The 12,838-nt window shown below is 43.7% G+C and carries 11 protein-coding genes; 6 read left to right on the forward strand and 5 right to left on the reverse strand.

The window, feature by feature from the left end:
• Positions 1 to 30 precede the first annotated feature (30 nt).
• Complete coding sequence (locus M917_RS01495) at positions 31 to 1,086, forward strand: META domain-containing protein (RefSeq protein ID WP_084606107.1); 1,056 nt, start codon at positions 31 to 33, stop codon at positions 1,084 to 1,086.
• Between the two features lie 182 nt (positions 1,087 to 1,268).
• The gene (locus M917_RS01500; RefSeq protein ID WP_021812977.1) at positions 1,269 to 1,826 is read left to right on the forward strand and encodes a superoxide dismutase family protein; all 558 of its coding nucleotides are present in this window, start codon (positions 1,269 to 1,271) and stop codon (positions 1,824 to 1,826) included.
• Positions 1,827 to 1,918: 92 nt separating this feature from the next.
• Here the strand turns inward: M917_RS01500 and topA are convergent, their stop codons facing one another.
• Positions 1,919 to 4,573 (reverse strand): type I DNA topoisomerase, encoded by a 2,655-nt coding sequence (topA, locus tag M917_RS01505; protein WP_021812978.1) that lies wholly within the window; start codon positions 4,571 to 4,573, stop codon positions 1,919 to 1,921.
• A gap of 274 nt (positions 4,574 to 4,847) precedes the next feature.
• Positions 4,848 to 5,450 (reverse strand): hypothetical protein, encoded by a 603-nt coding sequence (locus M917_RS01510; RefSeq protein WP_040641595.1) that lies wholly within the window; start codon positions 5,448 to 5,450, stop codon positions 4,848 to 4,850.
• Between the two features lie 305 nt (positions 5,451 to 5,755).
• Between M917_RS01510 and M917_RS01515 the strand changes: the two genes are divergently transcribed.
• The gene (locus tag M917_RS01515) at positions 5,756 to 6,295 is read left to right on the forward strand and encodes a DUF2799 domain-containing protein (RefSeq protein WP_021812980.1); all 540 of its coding nucleotides are present in this window, start codon (positions 5,756 to 5,758) and stop codon (positions 6,293 to 6,295) included.
• A 239-nt stretch (positions 6,296 to 6,534) separates the two neighbouring features.
• Here M917_RS01515 and M917_RS01520 read toward each other — a convergent pair whose 3' ends face one another.
• From M917_RS01520 to M917_RS01530, 3 genes are all read right to left on the reverse strand, one after another.
• Positions 6,535 to 6,936, reverse strand: coding sequence for an ExbD/TolR family protein (locus tag M917_RS01520; RefSeq protein WP_021812981.1), 402 nt, complete (start codon positions 6,934 to 6,936; stop codon positions 6,535 to 6,537).
• 102 nt (positions 6,937 to 7,038) lie between these two features.
• On the reverse strand, positions 7,039 to 7,719 hold the full coding sequence (locus tag M917_RS01525; protein WP_021812982.1) for a MotA/TolQ/ExbB proton channel family protein: 681 nt from the start codon (positions 7,717 to 7,719) through the stop codon (positions 7,039 to 7,041).
• Between the two features lie 81 nt (positions 7,720 to 7,800).
• The gene (locus tag M917_RS01530; protein ID WP_021812983.1) at positions 7,801 to 8,811 is read right to left on the reverse strand and encodes an energy transducer TonB; all 1,011 of its coding nucleotides are present in this window, start codon (positions 8,809 to 8,811) and stop codon (positions 7,801 to 7,803) included.
• Positions 8,812 to 9,338: 527 nt separating this feature from the next.
• Between M917_RS01530 and M917_RS01535 the strand changes: the two genes are divergently transcribed.
• The 3 genes from M917_RS01535 to M917_RS01545 all read left to right on the forward strand — a co-directional run bounded on the left by M917_RS01535 (position 9,339) and on the right by M917_RS01545 (position 12,780).
• On the forward strand, positions 9,339 to 10,379 hold the full coding sequence (locus M917_RS01535) for a siderophore ABC transporter substrate-binding protein (protein WP_021812984.1): 1,041 nt from the start codon (positions 9,339 to 9,341) through the stop codon (positions 10,377 to 10,379).
• A gap of 65 nt (positions 10,380 to 10,444) precedes the next feature.
• Entirely contained in the window at positions 10,445 to 11,545 is a 1,101-nt protein-coding gene (locus tag M917_RS01540; protein ID WP_021812985.1) for an ABC transporter permease, read from the forward strand.
• A 185-nt stretch (positions 11,546 to 11,730) separates the two neighbouring features.
• Positions 11,731 to 12,780: an iron chelate uptake ABC transporter family permease subunit gene (locus M917_RS01545; protein ID WP_021812986.1), complete on the forward strand. Its 1,050-nt coding sequence runs from the start codon at positions 11,731 to 11,733 to the stop codon at positions 12,778 to 12,780.
• The last annotated feature ends 58 nt before the right edge of the window (positions 12,781 to 12,838 follow it).

Here is a 12,838-nt window from a genome sequence, read left to right on the forward strand (position 1 = left end):
TTCAGACAAATGTTTATTAATTAGAAATACATGATGTTAAATAGTCTACGGATTCCTCTAGTGATAATAAGCGCATTACTACCAGTCGCTTTATTAGGTTGCCAAACCAATAGCCTCAATCATCTAGCGCAAACCAGTACTGTCATCGACGATAAAAACTGGTCAGCTGATACGCCAATACCTAGGCTACTTCAAACGCTCACCAAATATGAATGGCAATTGACCCACCTCAGTAATAATGATGGAAAAATCAACCCTTTTAATCATAAGCCACCATTGGTCATGAATGTGCGTCCCGATGCTTTGCTATTCCAAGAAGGCTGTCACCGCTATCAAGGTAATTTTAACGCTTGGCGACCCTTACCTTATCCTTACTCGCTACCTGATATGTCAGATATGCCTGATAATTGTGATATAGCGACGAACAGCTCAGGTACAAGCAACTCAAATAAAGGCGAGGTTCAGCAAGCTTTAGATGTCGTATTTGCGCCCTATTCAAATTCTTACTTTAGATTTGACCCTATATTGCCAAACAATCCGCTTTTCTCTAAAAAAGCATCGAAACAGATGAGGTTGACTACAGATAAAGGTAAAGTATTTATTTTTTCTGGTAGAGCAAAACCTATTAAGCAGACCTCAGGATTATCTATCACCAATGAGCTATTAGAACGCTATGACTGGCATCTTATACGCGCAACTGATGATACTAATACGTTGAGTCCTAAGCTTAATAATCCCAATGTGCCTATCACCGCAAGCTTTCGGCTCGATGCTCATAACCAAGGTGTTGGCTTTTTAACTGGATGTAATGGCGTTGGTGGGTCTTATGCTCTATCCACTAATCATACATTGCTGATCGGTGCATCGCCATCAACATTAATGGGATGTGGTGAGTTAGTGAATGGTATTGAAAACTACCTTGATCGCATTATGCATAACAGCACTAGCCAACTAACTTTGACTCATCCTGATAATAATCCAATAGCTGATTCTGTTAATGAAACAAAACCCAGTTACTTATTCACCCAAAAATTAGATTCTGGCGAAAGGTTAATTTGGAAAAATGAGGCAAAGAAAACATTGTAAGTAATTTTCAAACCCATACGATACTTACATTTATTAACCGATTGTTGCGCTTTTGATGAATAGCTATGTTCTATCCTTCGCTATACTGAACTAATTGCGACATTGAGCAATGTTTGCATATTTTAAATAAAATTATAGATAAGTATATTCATCATAATGATGGAACATAAATGGAGATAACAATGAATAAGACGATGTTAGCAAGTGCCCTATTATGTGGTTCAGCTTTAGCAATGACTGGTTGTCAAACAGTAGAGAGCCAAATGCAAACAGGCAACCCTTTGAATCAACCTGTTTTAAAATCTACTATCAATACCGTCACTGATAATAAAAGTGAAGTTGGACAAGTCTTTCTACGTCCAGTTGATGGCGGTGTACAGGTTTACGGCAAGCTTATGAATTTACAGCCAGGTAAGACCGTATCACTCCATATTCATGAGACTGGCAGTTGTGGCGATATGGGTAAAGCGGCAGGTGGCCACTTTAATCCAGACAACAAGCCTCATTCTAATCCAGATGACATGAATGGTCATGCGGGCGACTTGCCTAATTTGACAGCCAACGAAGACGGTGTCGCTACCATCAACTATGTGAATAAGAAAATCTCTGTCGCTGAGACAGGCAAATACAGCGTCAATCGCTTAGCCTTTATCGTACATAACGGTGTTGACGACTATAAGAGTCAACCCGCTGGCAACGCAGGTGATCGCGTCGCGTGTGGTATCATCGAAAAAGTCTAATAAGTTTCAAGATGAACGCTTAATTGCATAAAAAAACCCTCCTAGCCAAATGATATGGTTAAGAGGGTTTTTTATTGTCGATAGAAAAACCGTTATTCTTCTACCCACTCGCCTTTACGCCAGTACACTCCCCAACGTGTGGCTTTTCCATTTTTTTCAGAGCCGATATATTGTTCCTTTTTCTTACGCGACCAGCGCAAAATTGTTGGATTACCGTCAGGATCTTCATCTGGCCCTGCAAATAAATACTGGAATTTATCTTCCATTTTGTCTTTGATTTCTCTTAGCTCAGCAAGCTTTGGTGGACGCGTCTCACGTACTTTTGGGAACTTAGACGCCGCTAAAAACATACCCGCTGCGCCTTCACGTAAAATGAAATAATCGTCATGCTTGGTTGATTTTAGCTCTGGTAGATGGATAGGATCCATACGTGGCGGTGCTGCTTCGCCTGTTTTTAGTACTTTACGAGTGTTGTCACATTTCTGACAAGCAAAGTAAGGGCCAAAACGTCCAGTCTTTAACTCCATTTGACCATCACATTTATTACAGTCAATGGTTGGGGCGTCTGAGCCTGGTACTTCAAACTTCCCTTCTTCTAAAATATAACCATCGCAATCAGGATTGTTACCGCAGATGTGCAGTTTGAGACCGCCATCGACGATATAACCATTCATCGCTGTACCGCATTTCGGGCAGCGCTTTTTCTCCATCAAGTCTTTGACTTCTGCCGCTTCGTCATCGCCTTCCGGATCATCGAGATTGGCAAAAGCTTCGACTGGCATTAGGTTCTTGGTGCCTTTACAACGCTCTTTTGGCGGTAAGTTATAGCCAGTACAGCCTAAGAACACCCCTGTTGACCCTGTACGCAGCTGCATCGGACGATCACAAAGATCACAATGCACATCTGGTACGTCGGTCGGATCATTTGGACGCATGCCGTCTTTTTCTTTGGCGCGGTCTAGCGTTGTTTTGAATTCGCCATAAAAGTTATCAAGCACGTCTTTCCAGTTTTGCTCGCCTTCTGCCACGTGATCGAGCTTGTCTTCTAATGCCGCCGTAAAGGTATAATCCATTAAGTCTGGAAAGCTGGCCGTCAATCTGTCAGTAACGATGTCACCCATTTTTTCGGCAAATAACCGTTTGTTTTCCAGCTTTACATAACCGCGATCTTGAATGGTCGAGATGATGGAGGCATAAGTCGATGGACGACCGATGCCTTTTTTCTCAAGCTCTTTTACCAAGCTGGCCTCAGTATAACGCGGTGGTGGCTTGGTAAAGTGTTGGCTCGGATCGAGATTATCTAGCGTTAATTGATCACCCTTTTTGACATCAGGTAATAAGGTATCGTCCGTCTTAGCAGGTGGCATCACTCTGGTATAGCCATCAAATACCATGGTACGGCCGCGAGCTTTTAGCTCAACGTCATTTGCGCCAACGAACAAATTCACTGACAGGTACTTTGCAGGTAGCATCTGACAGGCCACGAACTGACGCCAAATCAGCTCGTAAAGACGTATGGCATCACGCTCAACGCCTTTAAGCTGCGTTGATTTCATGTTGACGTTGGAGGGGCGAATCGCTTCATGCGCCTCTTGTGCGCCTTGCTTATTGCCATAAAAATTGGGGTTTTCTGGCACGTATTTTGTGCCATAGCTGTCTTCGATATGACCACGCACGGCAGCGAGCGCATCGCCTGACAAAAAGGTCGAATCGGTACGCATATAAGTGATGTGACCAGCTTCATATAAACGCTGTGCCAAAATCATGGTTTTCTTAACAGAGAAACCCAATCTGGTACTGGCCGCTTGCTGTAAAGTCGAGGTGATAAACGGCGCACTTGGACGAGATTGTGTGGGTTTTTCTTCTCGTTCTTTAACAATAAAGTCACTTGCTTTGAGGATGTCTAATACTTTATCCGTCTGCTCTTTGTTTACCAGCTTCAGCGTTTTGCCGCCTTGCTTGGTCGCCTCTAAACGGATACCGATTTGCTCAGCGTCTTTTTTGCTATTGGTGATATGAGTATCTGCATGAATCTGCCAATACTCTTCTGGAATAAAGGCGCGAATCTCATGCTCACGCTCAACCACCAAACGCATGGCAACCGACTGTACGCGGCCTGCCGATAGACCGCGAGCGATTTTTTGCCACAGTAAGGGCGATACCATAAAGCCAACCACTCGGTCCAAAAAGCGCCTCGCTTGCTGGGCATTGACGCGGTCGATATCAAGCTTTGAGGGTTGTTTAAAGGCATTTTGAATGGCGGATTTGGTAATCTCATTAAAGACCACGCGCTGATATTTACTATCAGGGCCACCGATGACTTCTTTTAGATGCCACGCAATCGCTTCCCCTTCTCTATCCATATCCGTTGCGAGATAGATTTGGTCCGCGTCTTTGGCCAACGCTTTAAGCTCTTTGATGACTTTGGTCTTGTTGGGCAACACTTCATAAACTGCTGCCCAATCATGCTCTGGATCTACGCCCATACGACGTACCAATGCTTGTTGGGCTTTTTCTTCTTTGCTCAGAGTGTCATCTTTTTTGGCAACGGCGGTTTTTTTGGTGCTTTTGCTGGCACTGACTGGCAAATCACGGACATGGCCGATACTTGAGCGGACGATAAAGGCATCACCAAGGTATTTATTAATCGTTTTTGCCTTGGCTGGTGATTCTACAATCACCAGAGACTTGCCCTTTGGACTGTCAGCAGTAGCTGCTGAACTTTTTTTAGTTGTGGTTTTTGCCATATTTGACGACACCATTGTATAAGTAAATTAAAAGAATATGATTAAATTAAAAGTAAGGATACATTCAGCAGCATGGCAGTTTATAATTGCTCAGCAAATTATTGTAATAATAGCTGCTTATAAAAATGGTTATAAAACAAACAATAACCATAAAATAAAGATATAGTTATAATGACGTTACACTGCTAAGTATTAAACTGTCAACTGTAAATGAATGAGCGTCTGCCAAAAGTGCTTGCATATTGTCTACTTATGGAGACTAAAAAACCATTTACTACCTTACGGTATTTTTCTGCATTTGTAGGGCCCATTTTTCTAGGTTTTGTTTCAGCACCAGTAGGTCTGACTCGATCGCTTTTTGCTGATAAATGGGGTTGGTCGATGGTCGCACATAAGCGATATCTTCCCAATAAATGACAATCGTATTGGCCTTGGTCAATAAACCTTTAACAAACGGCTCAATACTGACTGGCAAATCTAGTGGCGCTTTGTCCAAAATGAAATTAGTCTTTTTTACAGCCGTATTGGTATGACTGTGAGTAGAACGAATGGCACTTGGAATATTGAGCTTGACATCGTCTTTGGTGGGATCTACAAAGCTGCTATCTGGTCGCCACTGTCCATCAATCACTTGATAACGTGTGTGCGGCAGCTGTGTATTTTCTAACACCAAACAATATTGACCCATCATCCCGCGACCATACTCATTATCCTTGCCCTTTATCCAATCAGGACAGCTAACGAGCTTTGGATTCAATTGCAAACGGCGCGCGGTCATACGCAGTTTATCCAAACGCTGGTCGATGCCGTTAGGCTTGAGCGCCATCATACTCCCTAATACGAATAGTACAATGATAACGCCAATCAATATTCCCATAATGCTTTGGCCCTTTGATCGAAATAAAATAATGCTAAAAAAACCAACCGTGACTATCTAGGCCGTGTCCTAACAAGTAGATGCTATATAGAAGCTTATAATGAGCACGAACGATTAAAAATCAAGCAGGATAAATTGACCATCGTTGAAAACTCAGCCACTAGTTTTGGACTAATACTGCCATTTACGCTGGTAGATCAAATACTTGACTCAACTAAGAACAAGCCTAACCACAACATATAAAAAGTTGTCGACAGCAAAAAGTGCTATGATAAACCATAATTTTAAACGCGCGCAGGTTTATTATGAATTATATTATTAGACTAAACTCATCGACTGCTGACTTGGCTAGCAAATTGACCAAGAATATGGTAGGTAAATCTGGCATTACTATATCGCTGATGGGCGCAGCAGTACTGGCTTTATCAGGCTGTGCAACGACCCAAAGCCTAACCCCGCAGCAGTGTCAAACCAGCAACTGGCAAGAAGTTGGCCTTGCGGACGGCTTACGTGGGCGTTCAGGTGCGTACTTTGGGCACTATGCCAATAGCTGCGCAAGTGTCGGTGGTGCTATGCCCAATCGCATACAGTGGGAACAAGGACGTCAGCAGGGTCTGAAGACTTACTGTACCGAGTTGAATGCCTATAAGCTTGGCCGCGAAGGCTATGATTGGCAGCCCGTTTGTCCGCTCGAAGGTATTGAAAAGCTAGAAGAAGCTTACGCGCAAGGGCGCTACTATTATATCCGCCAGCGTGATCTTGATTATCTACGTTCACCATACCCCTTTGGCTACGGAATTGGGCACTTTGGTTACGGCTATCGTCCATTTGGCTATGGCTGGTAGACGCTAAATAAGAATATATGGGTGCGAATAAACACCTCTCTGCATTAGAGCTGCTTACAATAAAAGAAACCTCGCAAGGTTGCCCAAGCGAGGTGGAAGGAGAGTTTCATCGTTCTGATTTTTCTTATTATTATCTTGGTAATTTTTCTATTGATAAGTTTACTGGTTTTTTTAATAAGCTTATTAGGACGTGTAACCGTTAAAGCATTTAGCTGTACATACTATCTTATTGGAAAAAGCTACTCATTAACAAAGGCGACCTTAGTCAGCCCAGCCTGACTGGTAGCCGCCAATACCTGAGCGACCGTGTCGTATCTACTGTCTTTGTCTGCGCGCAGTTGTACAGAAGGATTAGTACCAGCGGCGCTTTGCTCTTGTAGCCGTGTCTCAAGCTCTTCCATACTAATCGGATCACTGTCCCAAAATATCCCTGCATCCTTGTCAATGCTGATTTGAATGGCTTCTGGTGGGGTTTCATTCACCGCTGCACTGGTTTTGGGCAAGTCTAATGGCACCGTCGGGTTTAGCACGGTCGCAGTCAATAAAAATATAATCATCAATACCAGCATGACATCGATAAGCGGAATGAGGTTCATCTCATTCATACCGTGAACGTCATCATCACCCAATTGGAATGCCATAATTACTCTCAATACGTTTGGTTATTCTTAATACAGCCAGCCCTTTGAGTTTACCGCTGACTTTGTTTTTCCTTAACTGACAACCCTATTAAGTTATCATCACTACAGCTGTGACGTTGAGCTACGATAGTGACTGGCTTGCTGAGAATCTTCTGTATTTGCGGTGTGTTCTTTGGCTACCTGAGCAGGAGCAGATTTGCTGGCTACTGACGACTTTGGAATAGCTGCCAGCTCAGCGGAGCTTGCCAAGAGATCGTGCGCACGGTCATTGGCTTGGTACATCACACGGCGGTTAATACGTACGGCAAGGTTATAAAACACGACCGCTGGAATAGCAACAGCGATACCAAGACCCGTCATAATAAGTGCCTCACCGACAGGGGCTGCAACTTGCCCCAACCCTGCCTGTCCACTCATACCGATATTATGCAGCGCATGAAAAATGCCCCATACCGTGCCAAACAGACCAATGAATGGTGCAATGGCGGCCGTCGTACCGAGGATGGGCAATCCACGCTCGCTGGCAAAACGGTAACGACCAATATGCTTGAGCAAGGTCTGCTCGGTGATTAAACGCCGAGTAGCCGCATCTGACTCTATCAGCTCAGCCTGTTTAGTCTGAATTTTCTGACTCAAATCGTCTGCGACACTGCCAGCCAATTTGCGACTTTGCAACACACGAATGATGCCAGTCACCCATGAAATAATGGATAAGGCTAAGAGCATAAAGAACAGGCTTTTTGTCACCATGTCGCTATATTGCCAGTATTGCATAAAGTCCATGTCAGACTCCTTGGTTTGTTATTTCATTACTATGACTTGATTATCTATTGCTTCGATATTACTTGATATATTGTGACTTTACTACGGTACTTTATAAGCGATAGGCAATGTGACGTTACCCACGACTGGTACATTGTTTTTCGTAAATGGTTTGAATTTACCAGAGCGTACTTGGCGCTGTGCTTCTTTGTCTAATGCTGTATTACCAGAAGACTTGGCAACATTTACACTATCAATACCGCCCTGCTTATTGACTCTTAATGTCAATACAACCGTAAATGTATCGCCTGAATTGGCCCTACGTGCAGCACGATCAGGGAAACTGAAGTTCGGTGCAGATGCCCAATTAGCGGCGCTCGCTGTAAAATTCACTGGCGTATTACTTGCAGCAGCAGCCTTTTCGGCAGCGGCTTGGGCACGAGCAGCTGCTTCTGCAGCTTCTCTTGCTGCCTTGGCCTCTGCTGCAACGCGAGCTGCTTGAGCTTGGGAATCACGATTAGCTTGGGCATCACGATTAGCTTGGGCTTCTTGAGCGGCTTTAGCTTGTGCATCACGCGCGGCTTGGGCTTGCGCCGCTTGAGCAGCCCTCTCTGCTTTTGCCGCTATGATTTTACGTTGCTCATCGGCTACAGAAGTATCAACTTTTGGTTTAACCAGAGTCTCTTTTGGCGTCTCTTTTGGTCTTTCAACAGTTTTCTGTTCTTTTACTGGCACTATCGGTGCGGGTTTAGGCGTTGTCTTTTCTTCTCTAACCACTGGCTTTTCTCTGACCACTGGTTTTACTGGTACTTCTGGTTTTGGCTGTACTATTGATTTGGCTTTGGGTACAGGCGGCTGTTGCTCTGCAACTTGAGGCGCAGGCTCCTGTTTAGGAGCGACTTCTATTACCTCTACTTCAGGTGGAGGCGTTTCAGTAGGTAACGATATAAGTTCTATCTCAATAGGCGGCGCGTCTTTTTTAGCTTCAATTTTTAGCTCAGGAGTTTTGATTGCCACTAATGCTATTGCCGTCAGAATGTGCAAACCCACAACTACAATAATAGCCGCAAATGTCAGTCTCAGTGGTGGCGCCTCCAAATCCGTTGAACTCATAATACCCTAATATTAATTAACTGAAGTAGAATGGCGTAGATAATAATGCAAACGATAATTATTATCAATACATATCATGATATTTTTGCTCAGTCAGTTACGCATGACTACCTATAATACGGCTATTTTATAAGACAAAATCCATCTTGCCAATGCAGGCGCTTGTATCAAAATTCAGCAATCAATGGTGATAGCAACCAGTAAAATCAATGACGTTAATAAAAATCATTATCATTTGTATTGATAATGACTCTCAATTAATTTATGATAACCTTCGATTGATTGATCATCCTATCTTGCTGAAAATATAAACATCAAAGAACCAAGCGACGAAAACCGCTCACAAAGTAACAAAAACTAATAACGTCTAAAGAAGCAATACTACCGAGCATTGTCTGGTGTATACAATCACGCCATACAAGCTCGTTTTGTTTTTTATCAAGCTCGTTTTTTTATATTGATATTTTATATATTGGCACTTCAATTTATTCATACTTTACCTAACCATCTGATATACCGAGTTATTTATGTCTACTATTTTATCTTCTAGTCACGCGTCTGCCCCTTTTTTTAAACGTCCGCTATTGACTGCGATGATGACAGCATTTGTGGCCATCAGTGTGGCAGGCTGTAGTTCACCTGAATCTAACGACTCTGAACCAGCAGACGCCCAGACTGAAAATCAAACTGCTGCCAATGTTGCCAACAATGACGCCGTTTCTGCTGAGATCATCGCAGTCGATACGGTGAAAGGTAATGTCGATTTGGCAATCAATCCGTCACCCTTGGTTGTCTACGACATGTCATTAATGCAAGACTTGGCAGCACTTGATATAGCTATCGATGGTATGCCAGGTGAGCTACCTTTAGACAATTTACGTTCAAAGACTCAGCCTGAACCAAAAGATGTTGGCACCTTATTTGAGCCAGACCTAGAAGCATTGAATGCAATGCAGCCACAAGCTATCTTAATTGGCTCACGTATGGCTGAAAAATATGACGCCTTATCAATTATCGCTCCAACGCTCGACATGACCATTGATACGGCAAAAATCTATGAATCCAGTAAACAGCGTTTGCATGATTTGGGCGCATTGTTTGGTAAAAGTGATCAAGCGGCAAAACTGCAAGGAGACATTGATAGCCTCATTGACGAGACTAAAGTTTTGACCAAAGATAAAGGTAAAGGCTTGGTTGTGATGGTCAATGGCAATAAAATGTCCGCTTATGGTGACAAATCGCGCTACGGTTTTATCCATACTGTACTTGATATACCAATGGCAGACAATCAAATCGCAGACGCGCGTCATGGTCAGCCAGTTTCTTTTGAGTATTTACAAAAGACCAATCCAGACTGGTTATTCATCATTGATCGTAGTGCCGCCATTGGTGAAGATGGCGCAGGTGCCAAAGCAGTACTGGACAATCCATTGGTTGCACAAACCACTGCATGGAGTAAAGATCAAGTGGTATACCTTAGCCCAGACTCTTACCTTGCGTTCGGTGGCTACTATCAGTGGATACAAGATTTGACCACTATTAAAACTGCCTTTGCTGGCGCTAAATAGTCACTGTTCAAGCAACTGCTCTGAACGTCCGCTATATTTTTTCACTTTTTAAGCCAGTCGCCATTATGTCGTTATTTTCACATCGTGCCCGTACCAGCGTTAAAAGCAGCTCTTCTTTGTCAACTGTCTCGTCCAGTTGGCAAAAAAGGGCAAGTAATGGTCAGCATCCCAAACATCGACGTGCAGCCATTCCACCGTGGTTGATAAACATCGGTAGCCTCATTATTATGGGGCTTTTGGTGTTATTGAGCCTATCTATTGGTGTGGCAGATTTTTCGTGGTCAGGTATTTTGCAGAGCTTGATTAATCATAGCGCCAATTCCGATAGCTCCCTGCTGCTGGTCAGCCGTATACCGCGGACCGTTGCTATTATCTTGACGGGTATTGCTATGGCAGTGGCTGGGATGATCATTCAAGTGGTACTAAAAAACCGCTTCGTTGAGCCATCGATGGTTGGTGCGACCCAAAGCGCTGCACTCGGGTTGCTGGTAGTCAGTCTGCTATTTCCAGCCAGCGCACTCATTATAAAAATGGGCGTAGCCACTCTCACTGCCATGTTTGGCATGATGTTATTTATGCTGCTCATTCACCGAATTCCGCCTACTGATTTTTTGATGGTTCCACTGATTGGTATTGTCTTTGGCGGAATTATTGAGGCAGTGACGACCTTTATCGCTTATCAAACTGAGACATTACAGATGCTCAGCGTCTGGCAGTTTGGTGATTTTTCTGGGGTATTGGCAGGCCGTTATGAGCTTTTGTGGCTGACAGGTGGACTGTGCGTTCTTGCTTATATCATTGCAGACAAGCTGACCATTGTCGGTCTGGGCGATAATATTGCGTTAAATTTGGGGATTAGCAAACGACAGGTGACATGGCTTGGCGTTGGTATGGTGGCGATGATGAGCGCCGTGGTGGTCGTGACGGTTGGCATGATTCCATTTATTGGTTTGGTCGTGCCAAATATCGTTAGCCGATTGATGGGCGATAAGTTACGCCGTAGCTTGCCAGCGGTTGCGCTATTAGGTGCTTCAGCGGTGCTATTATGCGATATTATTGGCCGCTCTATTCGCTATCCATTTGAAGTGCCTGTAGCCACTGTTTTTGGTGTGGTCGGCACCGTACTGTTTTTATGGCTATTACTACGTGCTCCGTCAGATCAATAAGACATAATATTAATATATAAGACAGCCAATCGTTTATGAGTCGCGTATGGATGGTCATAGATTCATCGTATCGTGTGAGACCACATTACCGCTAGACCATGTTTTCTCTGGCGCTTGTTGCTTCTTTTGTTAATTTAACCGTCCTTTTGTCTGAATGGATAAGCTTGGCACTATAGGATTTTTCTATGTTTTCGTCGTCTACGCCTAGCTCTACAGAAGAGAGCACCACAGAAAATGCTAACAACGCTATTAGCGCTTGGCAAAAGCGCCTTGCGCAACTTTGGGCATTCATCGTAAGCCATCCAAAGTCAGTAGCGACCATTATTTTGGTTGTTTCGATGACGCTGTTTTTAACGCTCAACGTCAATGGGCATTGGGATTTTGCATTGCCGCTACGTGGCAAAAAACTGCTGGCATTGATGGTGGTCGGATATGCCATTGGCGTATCAACCTTGCTGTTTCAGACCCTAACGCACAACCCGATTTTGACGCCTTCTTTATTGGGCTTTGACTCATTATATGTCTTGCTACAAAGCTTACTGGTCTTCTTTTTGGGCGCGATCAGCTTTACCAGTATTAATCCCATTACCAAATTTACGCTTGAAATTGTTTTAATGTTCGGTGCGTCCTTATTGTTATTCCAACTATTGTTTTCAAAAAACAGCCAAGATTTGACACGGTTGATATTGGTCGGTGTTATTTTTGGCGTATTGTTTCGTAGCTTGTCAGCCTTGATTGCCAGATTGATTAATCCTGATGATTTTGTGGTCATACAATCTGCCAGCTACGCACAGTTCAATACGGTGAATCCACAACTACTTGGCATCAGCTTATTCATTTGCATTATCAGTGGACTGTTTGTTTGGCGCTGGCGCTATCAGTGCGATGTCTTGATGTTAGGAAAAGCACAAGCCACCAATCTCGGCATTAACTATCAACGCTTAGCATTTGGGCTGCTCACCGTCATCGCGGTATTGGTCGCAACTGCTACGGCTTTGGTCGGGCCAGTGACTTTTTTTGGTTTATTGGTTTGCGCGCTAACCAATCGCCTCGCTCGAAACATGTATCATAGCGAGCGCCTTATATTGGTCAGCTTGGTCGCAATGATTTGTTTGGTGCTCGGCCAGACTGTGTTTGAGCAGGTTTTGGGCATGGCAGGCGTACTATCGGTTGTCATTGAGTTGGCAGGTGGGATAGTGTTTTTGTTATTAATTTTTATGACTCAACCCCGTTAATGCTCAATTATTAGGGCATGTTAAACACGCCCTAACCCTAACAATAGAAAATTCAAAA

Source organism: Psychrobacter aquaticus CMS 56, assembly GCF_000471625.1.
Taxonomy (GTDB): Bacteria; Pseudomonadota; Gammaproteobacteria; order Pseudomonadales; family Moraxellaceae; genus Psychrobacter; species Psychrobacter aquaticus.